Origin of the sequence: Streptomyces sp. NPDC001315, assembly GCF_042896175.1 — a bacterium.
GTDB lineage: Bacteria > Actinomycetota > Actinomycetes > Streptomycetales > Streptomycetaceae > Streptomyces.
In genome coordinates this window covers 513,001-531,638 of the sequence record NZ_JBIAWZ010000005.1, presented here as the reverse complement: position 1 = coordinate 531,638, position 18,638 = coordinate 513,001, and the positions used below count along the sequence as shown (strand labels likewise).

Annotated in this window: 24 protein-coding genes; 18 read left to right on the top strand and 6 right to left on the bottom strand. The window is 71.8% G+C overall.

Annotated elements, in window-relative coordinates; translation table 11 throughout:
* Window positions 1-21: 21 nt before the first annotated feature.
* A complete protein-coding gene (locus tag ACFY16_RS18495) occupies window positions 22-372 on the bottom strand; it encodes a VOC family protein (RefSeq protein WP_390648158.1) in 351 nt (116 codons plus the stop codon).
* Between the two features lie 54 nt (window positions 373-426).
* Between ACFY16_RS18495 and ACFY16_RS18490 the strand changes: the two genes are divergently transcribed.
* The 13 genes from ACFY16_RS18490 to ACFY16_RS18430 all read left to right on the top strand — a co-directional run bounded on the left by ACFY16_RS18490 (window position 427) and on the right by ACFY16_RS18430 (window position 9,255).
* Window positions 427-906, top strand: a complete 480-nt coding sequence (locus ACFY16_RS18490) for a phage holin family protein (protein WP_390648157.1) — start codon at window positions 427-429, stop codon at window positions 904-906.
* A gap of 130 nt (window positions 907-1,036) precedes the next feature.
* Entirely contained in the window at window positions 1,037-2,893 is a 1,857-nt protein-coding gene (locus ACFY16_RS18485; RefSeq protein ID WP_390648156.1) for a transketolase, read from the top strand.
* Between the two features lie 95 nt (window positions 2,894-2,988).
* Complete coding sequence (gene ligD / locus ACFY16_RS18480; RefSeq protein WP_390648201.1) at window positions 2,989-3,909, top strand: non-homologous end-joining DNA ligase; 921 nt, start codon at window positions 2,989-2,991, stop codon at window positions 3,907-3,909.
* Window positions 3,910-3,954: 45 nt separating this feature from the next.
* Window positions 3,955-4,308, top strand: coding sequence for a gas vesicle protein (locus ACFY16_RS18475; RefSeq protein ID WP_390648155.1), 354 nt, complete (start codon window positions 3,955-3,957; stop codon window positions 4,306-4,308).
* A gap of 66 nt (window positions 4,309-4,374) precedes the next feature.
* Window positions 4,375-4,800, top strand: a complete 426-nt coding sequence (locus ACFY16_RS18470) for a gas vesicle structural protein GvpA (RefSeq protein ID WP_390648154.1) — start codon at window positions 4,375-4,377, stop codon at window positions 4,798-4,800.
* Complete coding sequence (locus ACFY16_RS18465; RefSeq protein ID WP_390648153.1) at window positions 4,797-5,561, top strand: GvpL/GvpF family gas vesicle protein; 765 nt, start codon at window positions 4,797-4,799, stop codon at window positions 5,559-5,561. Before ACFY16_RS18470 ends, ACFY16_RS18465 begins: the two co-directional genes overlap by 4 nt.
* A gap of 4 nt (window positions 5,562-5,565) precedes the next feature.
* Complete coding sequence (locus ACFY16_RS18460) at window positions 5,566-5,829, top strand: gas vesicle protein GvpG (RefSeq protein WP_390648152.1); 264 nt, start codon at window positions 5,566-5,568, stop codon at window positions 5,827-5,829.
* Complete coding sequence (locus ACFY16_RS18455) at window positions 5,826-6,563, top strand: DNA primase (protein ID WP_390648151.1); 738 nt, start codon at window positions 5,826-5,828, stop codon at window positions 6,561-6,563. Before ACFY16_RS18460 ends, ACFY16_RS18455 begins: the two co-directional genes overlap by 4 nt.
* Window positions 6,560-7,675 carry an SRPBCC family protein gene (locus ACFY16_RS18450; RefSeq protein WP_390648150.1) on the top strand — a complete coding sequence of 372 codons (1,116 nt, stop codon included), beginning with the start codon at window positions 6,560-6,562 and terminating at the stop codon, window positions 7,673-7,675. Before ACFY16_RS18455 ends, ACFY16_RS18450 begins: the two co-directional genes overlap by 4 nt.
* Window positions 7,672-8,004, top strand: a complete 333-nt coding sequence (gene gvpJ / locus ACFY16_RS18445; protein WP_390648149.1) for a gas vesicle protein GvpJ — start codon at window positions 7,672-7,674, stop codon at window positions 8,002-8,004. The genes ACFY16_RS18450 and gvpJ overlap by 4 nt, the downstream gene beginning before the upstream one ends.
* The gene (locus ACFY16_RS18440; RefSeq protein WP_390648148.1) at window positions 8,001-8,786 is read left to right on the top strand and encodes a GvpL/GvpF family gas vesicle protein; all 786 of its coding nucleotides are present in this window, start codon (window positions 8,001-8,003) and stop codon (window positions 8,784-8,786) included. The genes gvpJ and ACFY16_RS18440 overlap by 4 nt, the downstream gene beginning before the upstream one ends.
* Window positions 8,783-8,977 (top strand): gas vesicle protein, encoded by a 195-nt coding sequence (locus ACFY16_RS18435; RefSeq protein WP_390648147.1) that lies wholly within the window; start codon window positions 8,783-8,785, stop codon window positions 8,975-8,977. The genes ACFY16_RS18440 and ACFY16_RS18435 overlap by 4 nt, the downstream gene beginning before the upstream one ends.
* Window positions 8,974-9,255: a gas vesicle protein K gene (locus ACFY16_RS18430; RefSeq protein ID WP_390648146.1), complete on the top strand. Its 282-nt coding sequence runs from the start codon at window positions 8,974-8,976 to the stop codon at window positions 9,253-9,255. The genes ACFY16_RS18435 and ACFY16_RS18430 overlap by 4 nt, the downstream gene beginning before the upstream one ends.
* Window positions 9,256-9,271: 16 nt before the next feature.
* Here ACFY16_RS18430 and ACFY16_RS18425 read toward each other — a convergent pair whose 3' ends face one another.
* From ACFY16_RS18425 to ACFY16_RS18415, 3 genes are all read right to left on the bottom strand, one after another.
* Window positions 9,272-9,442 (bottom strand): hydrophobic protein, encoded by a 171-nt coding sequence (locus ACFY16_RS18425; RefSeq protein ID WP_390648145.1) that lies wholly within the window; start codon window positions 9,440-9,442, stop codon window positions 9,272-9,274.
* Between the two features lie 42 nt (window positions 9,443-9,484).
* The gene (locus ACFY16_RS18420; protein ID WP_390648144.1) at window positions 9,485-10,306 is read right to left on the bottom strand and encodes a class I SAM-dependent methyltransferase; all 822 of its coding nucleotides are present in this window, start codon (window positions 10,304-10,306) and stop codon (window positions 9,485-9,487) included.
* Between the two features lie 132 nt (window positions 10,307-10,438).
* Window positions 10,439-11,941, bottom strand: a complete 1,503-nt coding sequence (locus ACFY16_RS18415) for a bifunctional phosphatase PAP2/diacylglycerol kinase family protein (RefSeq protein ID WP_390648143.1) — start codon at window positions 11,939-11,941, stop codon at window positions 10,439-10,441.
* 67 nt (window positions 11,942-12,008) lie between these two features.
* Between ACFY16_RS18415 and ACFY16_RS18410 the strand changes: the two genes are divergently transcribed.
* The 3 genes from ACFY16_RS18410 (at window position 12,009) to ACFY16_RS18400 (ending at window position 14,836) form a co-directional block, all read left to right on the top strand.
* Entirely contained in the window at window positions 12,009-12,665 is a 657-nt protein-coding gene (locus ACFY16_RS18410) for a histidine phosphatase family protein (protein ID WP_390648142.1), read from the top strand.
* Window positions 12,666-12,729: 64 nt separating this feature from the next.
* Window positions 12,730-14,349, top strand: a complete 1,620-nt coding sequence (locus ACFY16_RS18405) for an ABC-F family ATP-binding cassette domain-containing protein (RefSeq protein ID WP_390648141.1) — start codon at window positions 12,730-12,732, stop codon at window positions 14,347-14,349.
* Between the two features lie 172 nt (window positions 14,350-14,521).
* The gene (locus ACFY16_RS18400; RefSeq protein WP_390648140.1) at window positions 14,522-14,836 is read left to right on the top strand and encodes a DUF6158 family protein; all 315 of its coding nucleotides are present in this window, start codon (window positions 14,522-14,524) and stop codon (window positions 14,834-14,836) included.
* Window positions 14,837-14,866: 30 nt separating this feature from the next.
* Here the strand turns inward: ACFY16_RS18400 and ACFY16_RS18395 are convergent, their stop codons facing one another.
* Together ACFY16_RS18395 and ACFY16_RS18390 are read right to left on the bottom strand one after the other, a co-directional pair.
* The gene (locus tag ACFY16_RS18395; RefSeq protein ID WP_390648139.1) at window positions 14,867-15,412 is read right to left on the bottom strand and encodes a type 1 glutamine amidotransferase domain-containing protein; all 546 of its coding nucleotides are present in this window, start codon (window positions 15,410-15,412) and stop codon (window positions 14,867-14,869) included.
* 290 nt (window positions 15,413-15,702) lie between these two features.
* A complete protein-coding gene (locus ACFY16_RS18390; protein WP_390648138.1) occupies window positions 15,703-16,110 on the bottom strand; it encodes a DUF2795 domain-containing protein in 408 nt (135 codons plus the stop codon).
* 362 nt (window positions 16,111-16,472) lie between these two features.
* Between ACFY16_RS18390 and ACFY16_RS18385 the strand changes: the two genes are divergently transcribed.
* Both ACFY16_RS18385 and ACFY16_RS18380 read left to right on the top strand, forming a co-directional pair.
* Window positions 16,473-17,267 (top strand): RNA polymerase sigma factor SigF, encoded by a 795-nt coding sequence (locus tag ACFY16_RS18385; protein ID WP_390648137.1) that lies wholly within the window; start codon window positions 16,473-16,475, stop codon window positions 17,265-17,267.
* A 234-nt stretch (window positions 17,268-17,501) separates the two neighbouring features.
* A complete protein-coding gene (locus tag ACFY16_RS18380; protein WP_390648136.1) occupies window positions 17,502-18,566 on the top strand; it encodes a hypothetical protein in 1,065 nt (354 codons plus the stop codon).
* Window positions 18,567-18,638: the final 72 nt, after the last annotated feature.

Here is an 18,638-nt window from a genome sequence, read left to right as displayed (position 1 = left end):
CGAGAGCGGTGAGGTGAGGTCCTACGGGCGGCGGCGGTCCACGTACTCGTACACCGCGCCGTCCGGATGCCGCACGATCAGGTTGCGGCCCACCGGTGTGGCGATCGGGCCCGCGATGATGTCGGCGCCCAGCTCGGCGAGGACCTTGTGGGTCTCGTCGACGTCCGCCACGGCGATCGTCGCCGCGACCTTGCGCAGCACCTCCAGCTCGGACTCGGGCCCGCTCATCAACAGGAAGCAGCCGACCGCGGCCACCTGGACGCCCGCGCGCTCGAAGCGGAGGGCTTCGGCTCCGGCGAGCCGTTCGTAGAAGCGGACCGAGGTCTCGAGATCGTCGACGCAGACGCGCAGCGTGGCTCCCAGAATCTCCATGCGGGTGAGCCTAGTTGCCCGCGTAACGTCGCGGGCCACGGGTACCCGGCGGCCATGGACAGTCTGGAACACCTGGAGCATCTCGACAAGCATCTGGTCGACGAGCTGGCGCAGGTCGCGCGGGAGACCGTGCGGGACGAACTGCGCGAGCAGACCCGTAAGCAGCGCCGTACGGCCATGCTGTACGGCGCGTCCGGCGCGGTCGCCCTGTACGCGGGCGCGGCCCTCGCGCTCGCCGTGGGACTGGCCCTCGCGCTCGTCCTGCCCGACTGGGCCGCCGCGCTGATCACCGCGCTGATCCTGGGCGCGGTGGCCTACGCGCTGCGCGGTGCGGCCCGGCCGAAGCCCGCGCAGCCGGGCCTGCCGCATGCCGAGGATCCGGCGGGTGTGCCCGGTATGCCGCCCGCCGCGCCCCCGGGCGCGACCGGGATGCCGTATCCGCCGGTGCCGCCCGCTCCGCCGGACGTGACCGGGGGCACGGTACCGCGCCCGGGCGGGGACGCCGGCCCTCAGGCGCCGCAGCGGCGGACGTGAGCGACGGAGGCGAGGAACCGGGCGGACGTTTGGGCCCCCTGGCCAGGGGGACGCGGAAAGCCTCGTACGCGAGGTACGCGAGACCTCGTACGCCTCTTCATGCCCTCGAGAGCCCCGCGGAAGGAGACTCATGAACACCCGTGAACTCGTCGAACTGGCACAGCAGTTGCGCGTGGACAGCGTGCGCGCGGCCGACGCCGCGGGCTCCGGGCACCCGACGTCCTCGATGTCCGCCGCGGACCTGGTGGCCGTACTGCTCGCCCACCACCTCCGCTACGACTTCGACCGCCCCGCACACCCCGCCAACGACCGCTTCGTCCTCTCCAAGGGACATGCCTCACCCCTGCTGTACGCGGCCTACAAGGCGGCCGGCGCCATCGACGAGGCCGAGCTGCTCACCTTCCGCAAGATGGGCAGCCGTCTCGAAGGCCACCCGACCCCGCGACAGCTGCCGTGGCTCGAGACCGCCACCGGATCGCTCGGACAGGGCCTGCCCGTGGGTGTCGGTATCGCGCTGGCCGGCAAGCGGCTCGACCGCACCGACTACCGCGTGTGGGTGCTGTGCGGCGACAGCGAGCTGGCCGAAGGGTCCGTGTGGGAGGCCGCCGAGCACGCGAGCTACGAGCACCTGGACAACCTGACCGCGATCGTCGACGTCAACCGGCTCGGCCAGCGCGGCCCGACCCGGCACGGCCACGACCTCGACGCGTACGCGCGCCGCTTCCAGGCCTTCGGCTGGCACACCGTGGAGATCGACGGCCACGACGTCGACGCGATCGATCGGGCGTTCGGCGAGGCAGAGTCGACGAAGGGGCAGCCGACCATGATCCTCGCCCGCACGCTCAAGGGCAAGGGCGTCGCGTCCGTCGAGGACCGCGAGGGACTGCACGGCAAGCCGCTGCCCCACGCCGACGAGGCGATCGCCGAACTCGGCGGTCCGCGCGACCTGCGCGTCCGGGTGCAGGAGCCGCCGGACGCCCGCATGCTGCACTCCGTACGCACCGGGCAGCTGGAACTGCCGCGCTTCGAGACGGGAGACCACGAAGGGGGCGTCGCCACCCGCGACGCCTACGGCAAGGCGCTCGCCGCGCTGGGCACCGCCCGCGGCGACGTCGTGGCCCTCGACGGCGAGGTCGGCGACTCCACCCGCGGCGAGTTCTTCGCCAAGGAGCACCCCGACCGCTACTTCGAGTGCTACATCGCCGAACAGCAGATGGTAGCGGCCGCGGTGGGGCTCGCGGCACGCGGCTGGGTGCCGTACGCCTCGACGTTCGCCGCCTTCCTCACGCGCGCGTTCGACTTCGTGCGCATGGCCTCGATCAGCGGCTCCGGCATCGTCCTGAACGGCTCGCACGCGGGTGTCTCGATCGGGCAGGACGGGCCCTCCCAGATGGGCCTGGAGGACCTGGCGATGTTCCGGTCGGTGTACGGCTCGACCGTGCTGTACCCGTGCGACGCCAACCAGACCGCCAAGCTCGTCGCGGCGGCCGCGGGTCTGGACGGCGTCCGCTATCTGCGCACCTCGCGCGGCGCGAGCCCCGTGATCTACGGCCCGGACGAGGAGTTCCCGGTCGGCGGCAGCAAGGTCCTGCGCTTCTCCGACAGGGACCGGCTGACGATCGTCGCGGCGGGCGTCACCCTCCACGAGGCACTGTCCGCCGCCGAGACGCTGGACGGGCAGGGCATCCCGGTCCGGGTGATCGACCTCTACTCGGTCAAGCCCGTCGACCGCCGCACGCTGCGGCAGGCGGCCGAGGAGACCGGCTGCCTGCTCACGGTCGAGGACCACCGCGAGGAGGGCGGCATCGGTGACGCCGTCCTGGAGGCCTTCCTCGACGGCCGCCCCGTGCCGCGTCTGGTGCGGCTCGCGGTCCGTACGATGCCGGGCTCGGCGACGCCGGCCGAGCAGCTGCACGCCGCAGGCATCGACGCCGAGTCGATCGCGGCGGCCGCGCGGCTGCTGGTGGAGGAGGCGGTCGTGCGGTGAGCGCGGGGGACGGCCGGACGACGGGCGGGGGCGGTGACGACACTCGCGCCGCGGACCGCGACGAAACCCGGACGGTACGAGCCGGTCGCCGCACGGTGGAGGTGCACCGGCCCGGCAAGGTGCTCGTCCCCGGCGCCGGGAGCGCCAAGGACGTCGGGAGTGCCAAGGACGCCGAGAGTGCCGAGGCGTACACCAAGGGCGACCTCGTCGACTATTACCGGTCGGTCGCCCCGTTCATGCTGCCGCACCTGCGCGGCCGCCCGCTGATGCTGGAGCGGTATCCGGACGGGCTCGACGGCGCCCGCTTCATGCAGAAGAACACCCCTGAGCACTACCCGGAGTGGATCCACCGCGTCGAGGTCGCCAAGGAGGGCGGCACGGTCACGCACGTCGTCTGCGACGACACCGCCACCCTCGTCTTCCTCGCCGACCAGGCCTGTCTCACCCTGCACCGCTGGCTGTCCCGGGCCGGACACGTCGACCGGCCCGACCGCATGGTCTTCGACCTCGACCCGGCCGGGGACGACTTCACCGCGGTGCGGGACGCTGCCCGGTGGCTGGGCGAGCTGCTCGGCGAACTCAGACTGCCGTCCGCGCTGATGACCACCGGCTCGCGTGGTCTGCACGTCATCGTCCCGGTCGACGGGCGCGACGACTTCGACGACGTCCGTGAACTCGCCAAGGACATCGCCGAGCTGCTTGCCGCCCGGCACCCCGACCGGCTCACCACCGCCGCCCGCAAGAAGGACCGCGGCGACCGGCTCTATCTCGACGTGCAGCGCAACGCCTACGCGCAGACCGCGGTCGCCCCCTGCACGGTACGGGCACGGCCCGGGGCACCTGTGGCCGTGCCCATCAGCTGGGAGCAGCTCGACGATCCCGGGACGACCGCCCGCCGCTGGACCGTCGCCGACGCGGTCGAGCAGGCCCGCACCGATCCGTGGGCGGGTGCGCTGCGCCCCGGTCGCGCCCTGGGGCCGGTCCGGCGCAGGCTCAGCGGCTTGCGGGCCTCGTGAAGGTTTGGCCAAGGACCATGCGGCCACACGGTAGGGGAGGTGGCCATGTCGAACACAAACCACACGTCAAAGTCGCAGAACTCACAGGATTCACGCAGAGACACGGAACAGAGCACGACGGGCGACCGGCCGAGCCCCATGGAGGTGGTGCGCAACGCGCGTACCCAGCTCGCGGAGCTCACCGGCATGACCGCGGAGCAGGTGACGTCCTTCGAGCAGACGGAGGACGGCTGGTCCCTGGAGGTCGAGGTCCTGGAGCTCGTTCGCGTGCCCGACACGATGAGCCTGATGGCGAGCTACCAGATCGACCTCGACGCCGACGGACAGCTCGCCGGCTACCGGCGGCTCCGCCGCTACGAACGCGGGCGGGCCGACGCACACCGGTCCGGCGGTCGCTAGGCCGCCTCCCCGCACCCGCACCCACACCCGCAGGCCCTCGCCAAGACACGAGGAGGCACGGTCGGCATGACAGTTGTCCCGACACAGCAAACCGGTGGCGGAGGCGGCAGCAGTGGCCTCTACGACGTACTGGAGCTCGTCCTCGACAGGGGGCTCGTCATCGACGCGTTCGTCCGGGTCTCCCTGGTCGGCATCGAGATCCTGAAGATCGACGTCCGCGTCGTCGTCGCCAGCGTCGACACCTATCTACGCTTCGCCGAGGCGTGCAACCGCCTCGACCTGGAAGCCGGACCCCGCAAGAGCCCGGGCCTGCCCGACCTGGTGGGCGAGATCACCGAGTCCGGCGCCCGCGGCAAGTCCAAGGGCGCGCTGTCCGGCGCCGCCGAGACCATATCCGACGCCTTCAAGCAAGCCCGTGACGAGGGCCAGACCGAGTCCAGGCCGCGCCCCCGCAAGAGCACGGCCGCGCGCCGGAAGGAGGAACAGGAGTGAGCACGTACGTCTACGGCATCACGGCCGCTTCCCACCCCGCGCTGCCCGACGGTACGACCGGCGTCGGTGAACAGCCCGTCCGCGTCCTGAAGGAGGGCGACCTCGCGGCCGTGGTCAGCGACGCGCCCGAGGGGCTGCGCCCCAAGCGCAGGGAACTGCTCGCCCACCAGACCGTGCTCGGTGACATCGCTGCGGTCGGCTGCGTGCTGCCCATGCGGTTCGGCAGTGTCGCCCCGGACGACCGGACGGTCACCGGAGTGCTGGCCGAGCGCGTCGACCACTACAAGGAGCGCCTGCGCGCCCTCGACGGCCGGGTCGAGTACAACGTCAAGGCCACCCACGTCGAGGAGGCCGTCCTGCATCACGTGATGGCCGGGAACCCGGAGCTCAGGGCGTTCGCGGAGGCCAACCGGCGAGCGGGCGGCGGCAGTTACGAGGACAAGATCAGGCTGGGTGAGATGGTCGCGGCGGCGGTGCGGGCCCAGGAGGCCGAGGACGCCACCCGGCTGGAGAGCGCCCTGGAGTCGACCGGCGACGCCGTGAGCGTGGGCCCCGAGTCCACGGGCTGGCTGGCCAACCTCTCCTTCCTGGTCGACCGCGACGCGGCCGCGGAGTTCCTGGAGGCCGTCGACGACGTGCGCAAGAGCCTGCCCCACCTGGAAGTACGGGTGAACGGCCCGCTGCCGCCGTACAGCTTCGTCGAGCCCGGTCCTGCCGAGCCCGCGGGCACCAGGGCGGGCGTGGACGCGGGAGCGGGGTGACGACGTGGGCCTGATCGGCGAAGTCCTGCTGCTGCCGTTCGCCCCGGTGCGCGGCGCCGGGTGGGTGATGAGGCAGGTCCTCCAGGAGGCGGAGCGGATCTACTACGACCCCGCCACGATCCGGGCCGAACTGTCTCGGCTGGAAGAGCAGCTGGAGACGGGGGAGATCGCCGAGGACGAGTTCGACCGACAGGAGGACGAGCTCCTCGACCGACTGGAGATCGCCCTGCGCTCCGGCGCGGGAACGGGAAACGGGACGGGATCATGAATCGAGTGGGACTGGGCCTCGCGGTAGGGGCCGGATACGTCCTGGGACGTACCAAGAAAATGAAGATGGCGTTCGCCCTCGGCTCGCTCGTGGCAGGCAAACGGATGAATCTGAGCCCGAAGGCCGTCGCGGACCTCGTGAACCAGCAACTGCGCGACAACCCGCAGTTCAAGGAGATCGGAGACCAGCTGCGCCAGGACCTGCGGGGTGTGGGCAAGGCGGCGTCGGGTGCCATGGTCGAGCGGCAGATGAGCACCCTCGCCGACCGGCTGCACGGACGCACCGCGCAGGTGCGTGACCAGCTCGAGGGCGTGGTGCCGGGCCTCGGCGCCGGGGACGAGGAGCAGGAGGAGGAACCGGAGGAAGAGCACGCGGAGGCCGAGGACGAGCGCGAGGACGACGAGGAGGCAGAGGACGACGAGGAGGCCGAGGGCGCAGAGGGCGACGAGGAGGCCGAGGAGGCAGAGGGCGACGAGGAGGCCGAGGAGGCAGAGGGCGACGAGGAGGCCGAGGGGAAGTCGGAGTCGGCCAGGAAGCGAGCGGTGAAGAAGGCGCCCGCGAAGAAGGCCGCCGAGAAGGCGCCGGCGAAGAAGACGGCTCAGAAGGCTCCCGCCAAGAAGGCGGCGGCGAAGAAGACCGCGGCCAGGAAGACGGCCGCGAAGAAGACGGCCCGGGCCGGGGGCGCGAGCCGCGCTGCCCGCGCCAGGCTGCCGAAGGGTGGTGGTGACCGATGACCGAGACCCTCGGAGCCGCGAAGTCCGCGGCGGACAAGGCCAAGGACAACCCGCTCACCGGAGTGGTGCAGAGCGAGGCCGCCGACCGGCTCAAGGCGGAGGCGCAGGAGTACCTCGCCGCCCAGGCCCAGCGCCTGCTCGTCGGCGTCGGCCGCAAACTCGGCGAGACCACCGGCAAGCTCAACGACATCGCCGAGGGCAACAGCCCCGGCTTCGCCAAGCTCGCGCTCGACGGCGGCCGCAAGCTCGCCGAGGGCAAGGGCCCGATGCGCACTGCGCTGGAGCTCGGCGCCACGCGCGCCAAGGACAGCGTCGTCGGCGCGTTCAAGAAGCTCGGCGGCGGTGGCAAGGGCAAGCGCAAGAGCGCGGGCAAGAAGCCGACCGTCATCATCGAGCAGATCGACGTCGGCGTGCCGCTGCGTACGGCGTACGACCAGTGGACCCAATACCAGGACTTCAGCACCTTCGCCAAGGGCGTGAAGAACGCGAGCCGCGCGGACGACACGCACTCCGACTGGCAGCTCAAGGTCTTCTGGTCCAACCGCAGTTGGAAGGCCAAGACGGTCGAGCAGGTGCCCGACGACCGCATCGCGTGGACCTCGGAGGGCGCCAAGGGCACCACGAGGGGCGTCGTCTCCTTCCACCAGCTCGACGACAGCCTCACCCGCGTGCTGCTGGTCATCGAGTACTACCCCTCGGGACTGTTCGAGAAGACCGGCAACATCTGGCGCGCCCAGGGCCGCCGGGCCCGGCTCGACCTCAAGAACTTCGTCCGCTTCATCACCATCAAGGGCGAGGTGGAGGACAGCTGGCGCGGCGAGATCCGCGACGGCGAAGTCGTCCAAAGCCACGAGGACGCGATCGCCGAGGAGGAAGAGGAAGGCACGCCTGCTGAGGGCGAGGAGGAGTACGAGGACGAGGACGCCGAGGCTTCCGAGGAGGAGGGCGAAGAGGCCGCCGAGGGCGAGGAGGAGCCCGAGGGCGAGTACGAGGAGGAAGAGGAAGAGGAAGAGGAAGAAGAGCCCGAGGGTGAGTACGAGGAGGAAGAGGAAGAGCCCGAAGAGGAGTACGAGAAAGAGTCCGATTACGCCGACGCCGGGAGCCGTCGATGACGACGCCCGGCCGGCTTCCCGAGCCCTATCCCTACGGACAGGGCGGGGGCGCCAATCTCGCCGACATCCTTGAACGTGTCCTCGACAAGGGCATCGTCATCGCCGGCGACATCCGGATCAACCTGCTCGACATCGAACTGCTCACCGTCAAACTGCGGCTCATCGTCGCCTCCGTCGACAAGGCGAAGGAGATGGGCATCGACTGGTGGGAGACCGACCCCGCGCTGTCGTCGAAGGCGCGACGGGACGAACTCACCCGGGAGAACGCCGAGTTGCGGGAACGGCTTGCCCAGCTGGAGCCGGGCCGCGCCCAGAAGGAGGCACCATGACCGGACTGCGGTACGTCTACGCCGTCTGCCGCCCCTTCCGCGCGGCCCTCCAGGCCGAACTCACCGGGGTGGCCGGCGCGCCCGTCGGGCTGCTCAACCACCACGGCCTGGTCGCCGTCGTCTCCACCGTGCCCAAGCAGGACTTCGCCGAGGAACCGCTACGTGCGCACCTGGAGGACCTGGACTGGCTGGCCGCCACCGCGCGCGCCCATCAGGGCGTGGTCGACGCGCTCACCACCGTCACCACCCCGCTGCCGATGCGGATGGCCACCGTCTTCCGGGACGACAGCGGCCTGCGCGTCATGATGGAAGCACGCGAGGCCGAGTTCGCACGCACCCTCGACCGGCTGGACGAGCGGGTCGAATGGGGCGTCAAGGTGTACGCGGAAGCACAGCCGGCCGAGAATCCACCGCCCGCCGGAAAAGCCACCAGCGGCCGGGACTATCTCCGGCAGCGGAGCCGGAGCAACCGCACCCATGAGGAGCTGTGGCAGCGCGCCGAGGAATTCGCGACCCGACTGCACGAGATGCTTTCCGGGTACGCCGAGGATTCCCGCCTCCATGCCCCGCAGAACTCGGCGCTTTCCGACGTGTCCGGGCGCAACGTACTGAATGCGGCCTATCTGGTGCCGCGGGCGGATTCCGAGGAATTCGTGGAACTGGTGGACGGTACGAAGGACGACGCTCCCGGAATGCGGGTCGAACTGACCGGTCCCTGGGCGGCCTATTCCTTCGCCGGGGAGGAAGGGGCGGCGGGGACAGAGGGGGCGGGAGAGGCGTGACCGTCGTCGAACGCCGTGAGATCGCCCTGGTCGACCTGCTCGACCGACTGCTGGCCGGCGGGGTCGTGATCACCGGGGACATCACCCTGCGCATCGCGGACGTCGACCTCGTCCGTATCGATCTGAACGCGCTGATCAGCTCGGTCAACGCACAGGTGCCGTCCCCCTTCGAGATCGAGGAGCTGCCGTGACCCGGCGCAACCGCCTGGACCTGGAACCCGACACCGTCGAGCGAGACCTCGTCAAACTCGTGCTCACGGTCGTGGAACTGCTGAGGCAGCTCATGGAACGGCAGGCGCTGCGCCGGTTCGACACGGGTGACCTGAGCGAGGAGCAGGAGGAACGCATCGGCCTGACGCTGATGCTGCTCGAGGACCGCATGACCGAGCTGCGTGAGCGCTACGGACTGCGGCCCGAGGACCTGAACCTGGACCTCGGGCCGCTCGGACCGCTGCTTCCCCGGGAGTGAATCCCCCCGGGGCAATTCACCACCTGTACCAGCGGCCCCTGCCTCCGGCTGCGCTCGTTCCGCGGAAAAGGAATCCGAGCAGCCAAACGACGAGCACTATCAGCGCGATCCACCAGAGTATTTTGATCGCGAATCCGGCACCGAAGAGAAGGAGCGCCAGAAGCAGCACGAGAAGAATGGGAACCATAATGTGAACCTCCTTCTCCTCGTGTTTCCCGAACTCGGGGAATCAGGCTTCCTTTCGGCAGAGAATTTCTCCGTGCAGGACGCTGAACCAGCCGTCCTCCCGCTTACCCCATTCCTGCCAGGCGTCCGAGACGGCCCGCAGCTGCTCCTCGGTCGCGTGACCGCCCCCGGTGGCCCGCTCCGCGTACGCCGAGGCCACCGTGCGGTCCGCCCACAGTCCGCTCCACCACTCCCGCTCCTCGCGGGTCGAGAAGGTCCAGGTGCCGGAGGTGGCCGTGATGTCCGTGATGCCCGCCGCCAGCGCCCACGACTTCAGCCGGCGTCCGGCGTCCGGCTCCCCGCCGTTCGCGCGGGCGACCCGGCGGTACAGGTCCAGCCAGTCGTCCATGCCCGCGGACTCGGGGTACCAGGTCATCGCCGCGTAGTCCGAGTCGCGGACCGCGATGAACCCACCCGGCTTCGTCACCCGCTTCATCTCGCGCAGCGCCTGCACCGGATCACCGACGTGCTGGAGCACCTGATGGGCGTGGACCACGCAGAACGTGTCATCCGGGTAGTCCAGGGCGTGGACATCGGCGACGGCGAAGTCGGTGTTGGCCAGACCCCGCCCGGCGGCCGTGGCCCGCGCCTGCTCCAGGATCCCCGGCGCGTGGTCGACGCCGGTGACGTGCCCGTCAGGGACCAGCTCCGCCAGGTCGGCGGTGATGGTGCCCGGGCCGCAGCCGATGTCCAGGATCGCCATGTGGGGCTTCAGCGAGCCGAGCAGGTACGCGGCGGAGTTGGCGGCGGTGCGCCAGGTGTGCGAACGCAGCACGGACTCGTGGTGCCCGTGCGTGTAGACGGCGGTCTCCTGAGCTTTCGGCATGGCTGTGCCCTTCTCGTCGACTTCGCGTACCGGCCCCCGCAGGGCTTGCGACCCGGCGGGGCGATACGTGTCACCGTACGCGGGCCACTCGAATGATGAGACCGCAGTTTTACTATATGGACTGACGGATCGTCAATTCTGGCGGTCGCCGGTCAGCGGGCGGTACACGACCAGCGCCTCGGGCAGCTTCTCCAGCGTCACATCGCCTGCCACCTCGGTGACTTCACCGTCGTACGCGAGGAGCGTGCCCGGCTCGACGCCCGACAGGTTCAGCCGGCTCACCTGGACCGCGGCGTGGGCGGGGGAGCGGGTGAGTGGTCCCGCGGCCGCGGCGGCCAGCAGACGCAGCGCGGGCCTGCGGCCCCCGAGTACCACCCGCACGTCGAGCCGTCCGTCGGCCAGGTCCTTGCGCCGGCCCGGCGCGAGGCCCATCCGGTGGTAGGTGCCGTTGCCGGCGAACAGCAGCCACAACGGGCGGGTGCGGCCGCCGAGTTCGGCCGCGAGCGGGTGACGGTCCGCGCGCAGGACACGCAGCGCCGCCAGCACCCCGGCCGGCCAGCCGCCGATCCGGTGCGACCAGCGGTCCCGCTCCCGCACCAGCTCCGGATAGACACCCAGGCTGCACGTGTTGAGGAAGACGCCCCGCGTGTCCCCGGCGCTGAACCGGCCCACGTCCACGCGCACGGCCTCGCCGCGCCGCACGGCCCCGCTCAGGTCCCGCTCGCCTTCCACGGCCAGGTCGTAGGCGAAGTGGTTGAGCGTGCCGCCGGGCAGTACCGCCAGCGGCAGGCCGTGACGCAGGGCGACGTCCGCGGCCGCGTTCACCGAGCCGTCGCCGCCGCACACACCGAGGACCCGGGCGTGGCCCGCCGCCTTCTCCAGCGCGGCCCGGACATCGTCCGGTACGCACTCCACGACCTCCGCGAGCGGCAGCGCGTCCCGCAGGGCCCGCACCCGGTCCGCGGTGCCCGACGCGGTGTTGGCCACGACCACCAGACCGTCCCCGTCGGGCAGGGCCGGGGCCTCGGCGCGCGGCCGGGCCGGCGGGACGGCCTGGGCGCGGGTCGGCACCATGCCCCGTACGGCGAAGGCCGCCCCCACGCCCAGCGCCGCGCCCGCCAGCACGTCGCTCGGGAAGTGCACCCCGGTGTACACGCGGGACATGGCCACGGAGAACGCCACCGGCGCCACCACCGCGCCCCACGCCGGCGACTCCAGGGCGACCCCGGTGGCGAACGCGGCCGCCGACGCGGAGTGCCCGGACGGGAACGACGTGGTGATCGGCTGCCGCTTCAGCTGCCGTACCAGCGGTACGGGGTCCAGGACCGGGCGGGACCGGCGCACCGAGCGCTTGCCGAGGGTGTTGATGGTCAGGGAGGCCAGGCTCAGGGAGGCCAGCCCCCGGGCGGCGGCCCGGCGGGCCCGCGGCGTACGGCTCGCCGCGACGGCGGCCGCCGTCGCGAACCACAGCACGCCATGGTTCGCGCTTCGGCTCAGCCGCGGCAGCACGGGCTCGGCACCCGGCCAGTCGCGATCGGCGGCGAACTGGAACAGGCGGCAGTCGAGGGCGAGCAGCCGGTCGCGCAGGGCGTGGCGGCCGGGCTTCAGGACGGTGAGGTCGACGTCTGGGCTCATGCCGTGACGGGTACCCTGAAGTGGTCGTTTCCTGCCCGGGACGGCACGAATGCCGAAGGGTGACCGCATGCGCCTGCTCCTCGTCCGCCACGGCCAGACGCCCACGAACGTCGACTACCTCCTGGACACCGCCGTCCCGGGGCCGGGCCTGACCGCACTGGGCGAACAGCAGGCCGCGAGGCTGCCGGAGGCCCTCGCCGGCGAGGACATCGAAGCGGTCTACGCGTCCACCCTCGTACGCACCCAGCTCACCGCCGCGCCCCTGGCCGCCGCCCGCGGCCTCGACGTGACCGTGCGCGACGGCATCAGGGAGGTCTCCGCGGGCGACCTGGAGATGCTGCCCGGCGACTCCGAAAAGGGCGAGCTCTACATGCGTACGGTGTTCGCCTGGGCCGCCGGAGACACCGCGCTGAGAATCCCCGGCGGCGAGAGCGGCACCGAGGTACTCGCCCGCTACGACGCCGTGATCGCGGAGGCCGCGGACACCGGCGCCGGCACGGTAGCCGTGGTCAGTCACGGCGCCGCGATCCGCATGTGGGCCGCCGCCCGCGCCCACAACGTCGACATCCCCTTCGCCGCCGCCCACCGCCTGGAGAACACCGGCGTGGTCATCCTGGAGGGCACCCCGACCGACGGCTGGAAGGCCCTGACCTGGGCAGGCGCCACGGTGACCCCCGCCGGCGAGGGCGGCCCGACGGGCCGGCCGCTGGAGGAGACGGCCTGAGCGGAGCCGCACGGTCGGATAAGTATTTGGCGGGTGCGGCGGGGGACCCGCAGAATGCCTGTTCATGGGACATCTGGAAGCCGCGCACCTCGAGTACTGCCTCCCCGACGGGAGGGCGCTGCTCGGCGATGTGTCGTTCCGGGTGGGCGAAGGGGCCGTCGTGGCCCTCGTCGGGCCCAACGGCGCGGGCAAGACGACCCTGCTCCGGCTGATCTCCGGCGAGCTGAAGCCGCACGGCGGCACCGTCACCGTCAGTGGCGGCCTGGGCGTGATGCGGCAGTTCGTGGGCTCCGTACGGGACGAGACGACCGTACGGGATCTCCTCGTGTCGGTCGCGCCGCCGCGCATCCGTGAGGCCGCGCAGGCCGTCGACCGGGCCGAGCACGGCATGATGACCGTGGACGACGAGGCCGCCCAGCTGAAGTACGCGCAGGCACTCTCCGACTGGGCGGAGGCGCGCGGATACGAGTCCGAGACCCTCTGGGACATGTGCACCACGGCCGCGCTGGGCGTGCCGTACGAGAAGGCGCAGTGGCGGCAGGTGCGCACGCTGTCCGGCGGCGAGCAGAAGCGGCTGGTGCTCGAGGCGCTGCTGCGCGGCACCGACGAGGTGCTGCTGCTCGACGAGCCCGACAACTACCTCGACGTACCCGGCAAGCGCTGGCTCGAGGAGCGGCTGAAGGAGACCCGCAAGACCGTGCTGTTCGTGTCGCACGACCGGGAACTCCTCGCCCGCGCCGCCGAGAAGATCGTGTCCGTCGAACCCGGCCCCGCCGGTGCCGACGCCTGGGTGCACGGCGGCGGCTTCGCCACGTACCACGAAGCCCGGCGCGAACGCTTCGCCCGCTTCGAGGAGCTGCGCAGGCGCTGGGACGAGAAGCACGCCCAGTTGAAGAAGCTGGTGCTGAATCTGCGTCAGGCCGCCTCCATCAGCCACGAGTTGGCGTCCCGCTACCAGGCCGCCCAGACCCGGCTGCGCAAGTTCGAGGAGGCCGGGCCGCCGCCGGAGCCGCCGCGCGAGCAGGACATCACGATGCGCCTCAAGGGCGGCCGCACCGGTGTCAGGGCCGTCACCTGCAAGGGGCTCGAGCTCACCGGTCTGATGAAGCCCTTCGACCTGGAGGTCTTCTACGGCGAACGCGTCGCCGTCCTCGGCTCCAACGGCTCCGGCAAGTCGCACTTCCTGCGGCTCCTGGCCGGCGACGACGTGGCGCACACGGGCGAGTGGAAACTCGGGGCGCGTGTCGTGCCCGGGCACTTCGCGCAGACCCACGCGCACCCCGAGCTCCAGGGCCGCACCCTCCTCGACATCCTGTGGAAGGAGCACGCCCAGGACCGCGGCGCCGCCATGTCCCGCCTGCGCCGCTACGAGCTGACGCAGCAGGCCGAGCAGAACTTCGACCGGCTCTCCGGCGGCCAGCAGGCCCGCTTCCAGATCCTCCTGCTGGAGCTGGAAGGCGTCACGGCCCTGCTGCTGGACGAGCCGACCGACAACCTCGACCTGGAGTCCGCCGAAGCCCTCCAAGAGGGCCTGGAGGCCTTCGACGGCACGGTGCTCGCGGTCACCCACGACCGCTGGTTCGCCCGCTCCTTCGACCGCTACCTGGTCTTCGGCAGCGACGGCCGGGTCCGCGAGACCCCGGAGCCGGTGTGGGACGAACGGCGGGTCGAACGGGCCCGGTAGCGCACTCCGGAATTCACGGACGGCGCGACAGCGGCTGCGGCAGCCGCTCGCGCACGTACGCAGAGGCCCGGAAGCCCGGATGTTCGTACAGTGGATTCAGGAATGCGAGCTCCATGGCTCCCTCCCGGAGGCCGTTCGGGGGAAATGCTCACTGGGCGGGTACTCGGACCGCATGGACGAACACGACGAGCGGGGTACCACCATGAGCGGAGTCGACCCGGCGCGACTGGACGACCAGCAACTGATGAAGGAGCTGGAGAACATCCACCGCACGCGCCACGACACCCTGCTGTACGGCTCGAACGACGCGCTGCGCACCCACAACGAACGCATGGCGCAGCTGGAGGGCGAGTACCTGCGGCGCAACCCCCGCCGCTTCGTGTCGCCGGCCCGCACCCGCGACGGCGCGCGGGAGCGGGCCGCCGCGTGTACGGAGGCGACACCGGTGGGGAAGTGGGGACCCGGGGCGGGACACGGCGGCGCCTGACCCGCCCGGTCGACCTGCCGGGGCTGTGCCTCAGGCGGTCTCCTGTGCCGCGAACACGTCCAGGAACGCCTCGCAGAATGCCTTGAGGTCGCCCGGCTTACGGCTCGTGACCAGCTTGTTGCGGCCGTGGTCGCAGATCTTCACCTGCTCGTCGACCCAGGTGCCGCCCGCGTTGCGGATGTCCGTCCGCAGGCTCGGCCAGGAGGTCAGCACCCGGCCGCGTACGACGTCGGCCTCGACCAGCGTCCACGGGGCGTGGCAGATCGCGGCGACCGGGGCGCCCCGCTCGAAGAAGTCCCGCACGAACGACACGGCCTTCTCGTCCATCCGCAGGAAGTCGGGATTGGCCACCCCGCCCGGCAGGACCAGCGCGCCGAAGGAGTCCGCCGACGTCTCGCCCACGACCTCGTCGACCGGGAAGGTGTCCGCCTTGTCCAGGTGCTCGAAGGCCTGGACCTTCCCGGCCCGGGTCGATACGAGCACAGGCTCGTGACCGGCGTCGGAGACCGCCTTCCACGGCTCGGTCAGCTCCACCTGCTCGACACCCTGGGGTGCGGTCAGAAACGCGATACGCATGATGTTCGACGTCCTTTCGTGGCTCGCCCACGGGCACGGTCGCCCATGGCGCGCTTCTCGCCGCAGGGCAGGGACCTCCGGCCGCCTCGTACGCCGCAGCCATCGCCGACACCCGGATCGAGGACACCGCGGGCACCAAGGAGTCGCCGCTCCAGTCCCTGATCGCGCCGATGCGTTCCGCCGACGCATCCCCGGTCGGCGAGTCCGGGCACCGTGGACAGCGGGTCCTGGCGTCACCGGCATCCCCGGTGACGCCAGTTTTGCCGCGCTCTCCTATGCCTGGTTCCGGCTCATCCGCGGCCCCGGCCGTACGTACCGGCAGGCCCTCGGCGCGTCACCGCCTCGGCCAGCTCCCCGAGGTTGGCGTAGCGCGCCGGGCGTGGCAGCGCCTCCACCGCCTTGATCAGCGGGTCGGGCGCGTTCTTGTCGCGCAGTACGTGCATCAGCTCGCTCGGGGTCGCCGGAAAGACGCTGCGGCCCAGAAGCCGGGCCAGCTCCAGGCGCACCGTCGCCAGGGACCCACCGGAGCGCCCCGGTGCCACGAGCTCGACCCAGATCTGCGGGTCGTCGTCGGCGCCGGGTTCCGGATCGTGCCATTCCTCGGTGCGCGTGGGGTGCCCCGACCTGAGCAGTTCCTGCAGTTCGTGCTTCATTTCCTCGTCCCGGTGGACGCTCAGCCGGTCGCTGCCTCGCTGCATGTCTCCCTCCAGTCTTCGGGGGTCGACCAACGCGTACCCGAGGAGCGGACGCCGACACGGCCGGCACGGGGGTCAACAGGCCCAGAACGGAAATCGACTGCGGAGCGCCCTCCGCGACGGTCGGCCCGTTCCCACGTCGCTACCGGGCCGAGTCACCCACCGGGAGCGTGGAAAACCTGCCCGGCGCCTGCCCGGCGTTTGCCGTCCGAGGCCGCGGGCAGGCGCAGACCCAGTGCTTCGGACAGGAGGCACGTCCGTGGCAGCGGCGAGTTCCACACCCCCGGACGCGCCTGTCCGGACGATGGCCGCGCTCCCACGGTGACCGTCCGACCAGAGCATGCGCAAGGGAGTTGCGACGCACCATGGCACATCGAGCGAGCGCGAAGCACCACCCGCACCACGATGCCCCCGACACCGCGGAAGCCTTCCGCCGGCTCGCCACGCTCCCCCCGGGCCAGCAGCGCGACACACTCCGCGAACAACTCGTGGAGGCCTGGCTGCCGATGGCAGACCGGCTCGCCGGACGTTTCCGCAGCCGCGGCGAGAACCTCGAGGACCTGCGCCAGGTCGCGGCCCTCGGCCTGATCAAGGCCGTCGACCGCTACGACCCCGAGCTCGGCAACGCCTTCGAGAGCTACGCCGTCCCCACCATCACCGGTGAGATCAAGCGGCACTTCCGCGACCACATGTGGACCCTGCATGTGCCGCGCCGGGTCCAGGATCTGCGCAACCGCGTCCGAATCGCCTGCCAGGACCTCTCGCAGAACGTCTCGGGCCGGCGGCCCGGCGTCGCCGAGATCGCCGAGCACGCGCACCTGAGCGAGGAGGACGTCCGGACCGGCCTGGAGGCCCTGGAGAGCTTCACCGCGCTCTCGCTGGACGCGGAGCTGCCCGGCAGCGAGGACGGGTACTCCCTCAGCGAGGCCCTCGGCTCGCCCGACCCGGCGCTCGACACGGTCGTGGACCGGGAGGCCGTCAGGCCCCGGCTGGCGGCGCTGCCGGAGCGGGAGCGGGCCGTCCTGTATCTGCGGTTCTTCGGGGACATGACGCAGAGCCGTATCGCCGAGCGGTTGGGCATCTCGCAGATGCACGTGTCGCGGCTGATCAGCCGGTGCTGTGACCGGCTCAGGGATCAGGTGATGCGCGAGGCGGCATAGAGCGCGGCGCGGCATGAGTCGCGGCGGTGCCGGGTGCGAGACGTGCGCGGTGGTCGCGCACTTCCCCGCGCGGCCGGCGGGGTCGCGGTCGGGGTCGGCTTCTTCACCCGGTCGGCCCCGCACTGTCCCGCTAATGGTGTCCGGCGGCGCGCGGCCCGACGCCGGGCGGGCTGTGATGGCTGCGGGGCACGACCGGAGTGTCCCGACAGCCGCCAGGCCGAAGGAGCCCGCCCCATGCGCCGCACCGCCCGCCTCCTGTCCGTCGTCTCCCTGGCCGGTGCCGCCATAGTCACCGGCGCGCCGGCCGCCTTGGCGGACCCGGCCGCGCAGGCGAGCCCCAGCACACTCGACCCGGGCGGCGACGTCACCGGCTCGGTCGCCTGCGACGCCCCCGGCGGCTCCCCGACCGGGACCGACCGGGTCGGCGGGCCCGCCCACCGCGCCACCGCCCGCATCGCCGCCGACAAGGACTTCGAGGGCGGACCGGCCGCCGTCGGCACGATGTCCGCGCGGACTGCCGACGGCACGAACTCCACGCGGACTGCCGAGGGCACGAAGTCCGCGCGGACTGCCGACGGCACTTGCCCGGCGGGGGCCGACGACACCGGCCAGAGCTGCGGCGAAGAGCCCGGCACGCCCTGCGAGAGCGGCACAGGCAGCGGCACAGGCAGCGGCACCGGCGGCGAGAGCGGCGGCGACGGTGCTAGGGACAGTGGCGCGGACGGCGGTAGAGACAGCGGCGGGGACAGCGTCGGCGGCACCGGCACAGACAGTGGCGGCGGCAGCGGTTGGGACACCGGCGGTGACGGCGGTAGAGACAGCGGCACAGACAGCGGCGGCGGCACCGGCAGAGACAGCGGCGGGGACAGCGTCGGCGGCACCAGCACAGACAGTGGCGGCGGCAGCGGTTGGGACACCGGCGGCGACGGCGGTAGAGACAGCAGCACAGACAGCGGTGGAGACAGCGCCGGCGACACCGGCACAGACAGCGGCGGCGACGGGGGTAGGGACAGCAGCACCGGCAGTGGTAGGGAGAGCGCCGGCGACACCGGCACCGGCAAGGACAGCGGCCAGTCGTGCACCGAGACACACACCGAGCCGCACACGCAGACACGTACCGAGCCGCGTACCGACGCCTGCGCGGGAGCCGCCGGGATCCCGCACGGTGTGGAGGCCGGCGAGGGCGGCGCCTTCACCGGGTCCGTCCCCGCCCTCTTCGCCGGTGGCCTGCTCATCGCGGGTGCGCTCGGCGCCGCCGCGCACCGACTGTGGCACCACGGATCCACCCGGGAGTACTGACCCACCCGATGTGTGACGGGCGCAACGCGAGCGGGCGCTCATGGCAAGGCGGCGGGATGGGTACCCGAAGCC

Excerpts from the sequence above, each read along its gene's own strand:
- ACFY16_RS18385 (WP_390648137.1), top strand. The coding sequence starts at position 16,473 with ATGGCACATCGAGCGAGCGCGAAGCACCACCCGCACCACGATGCCCCC.
- ACFY16_RS18490 (WP_390648157.1), top strand. The coding sequence starts at position 427 with ATGGACAGTCTGGAACACCTGGAGCATCTCGACAAGCATCTGGTCGAC.
- ACFY16_RS18495 (WP_390648158.1), bottom strand. The coding sequence starts at position 372 with ATGGAGATTCTGGGAGCCACGCTGCGCGTCTGCGTCGACGATCTCGAG.
- ACFY16_RS18415 (WP_390648143.1), bottom strand. The coding sequence starts at position 11,941 with ATGAGCCCAGACGTCGACCTCACCGTCCTGAAGCCCGGCCGCCACGCC.
- ACFY16_RS18470 (WP_390648154.1), top strand. The coding sequence starts at position 4,375 with ATGACAGTTGTCCCGACACAGCAAACCGGTGGCGGAGGCGGCAGCAGT.
- ACFY16_RS18455 (WP_390648151.1), top strand. The coding sequence starts at position 5,826 with ATGAATCGAGTGGGACTGGGCCTCGCGGTAGGGGCCGGATACGTCCTG.
- ACFY16_RS18440 (WP_390648148.1), top strand. The coding sequence starts at position 8,001 with ATGACCGGACTGCGGTACGTCTACGCCGTCTGCCGCCCCTTCCGCGCG.
- ACFY16_RS18485 (WP_390648156.1), top strand. The coding sequence starts at position 1,037 with ATGAACACCCGTGAACTCGTCGAACTGGCACAGCAGTTGCGCGTGGAC.
- ACFY16_RS18395 (WP_390648139.1), bottom strand. The coding sequence starts at position 15,412 with ATGCGTATCGCGTTTCTGACCGCACCCCAGGGTGTCGAGCAGGTGGAG.
- ACFY16_RS18400 (WP_390648140.1), top strand. The coding sequence starts at position 14,522 with ATGGACGAACACGACGAGCGGGGTACCACCATGAGCGGAGTCGACCCG.
- ACFY16_RS18405 (WP_390648141.1), top strand. The coding sequence starts at position 12,730 with ATGGGACATCTGGAAGCCGCGCACCTCGAGTACTGCCTCCCCGACGGG.
- ACFY16_RS18420 (WP_390648144.1), bottom strand. The coding sequence starts at position 10,306 with ATGCCGAAAGCTCAGGAGACCGCCGTCTACACGCACGGGCACCACGAG.
- gvpJ (WP_390648149.1), top strand. The coding sequence starts at position 7,672 with ATGACGACGCCCGGCCGGCTTCCCGAGCCCTATCCCTACGGACAGGGC.
- ACFY16_RS18450 (WP_390648150.1), top strand. The coding sequence starts at position 6,560 with ATGACCGAGACCCTCGGAGCCGCGAAGTCCGCGGCGGACAAGGCCAAG.
- ACFY16_RS18425 (WP_390648145.1), bottom strand. The coding sequence starts at position 9,442 with ATGGTTCCCATTCTTCTCGTGCTGCTTCTGGCGCTCCTTCTCTTCGGT.
- ACFY16_RS18380 (WP_390648136.1), top strand. The coding sequence starts at position 17,502 with ATGCGCCGCACCGCCCGCCTCCTGTCCGTCGTCTCCCTGGCCGGTGCC.
- ACFY16_RS18390 (WP_390648138.1), bottom strand. The coding sequence starts at position 16,110 with ATGCAGCGAGGCAGCGACCGGCTGAGCGTCCACCGGGACGAGGAAATG.
- ACFY16_RS18475 (WP_390648155.1), top strand. The coding sequence starts at position 3,955 with ATGTCGAACACAAACCACACGTCAAAGTCGCAGAACTCACAGGATTCA.
- ACFY16_RS18410 (WP_390648142.1), top strand. The coding sequence starts at position 12,009 with ATGCGCCTGCTCCTCGTCCGCCACGGCCAGACGCCCACGAACGTCGAC.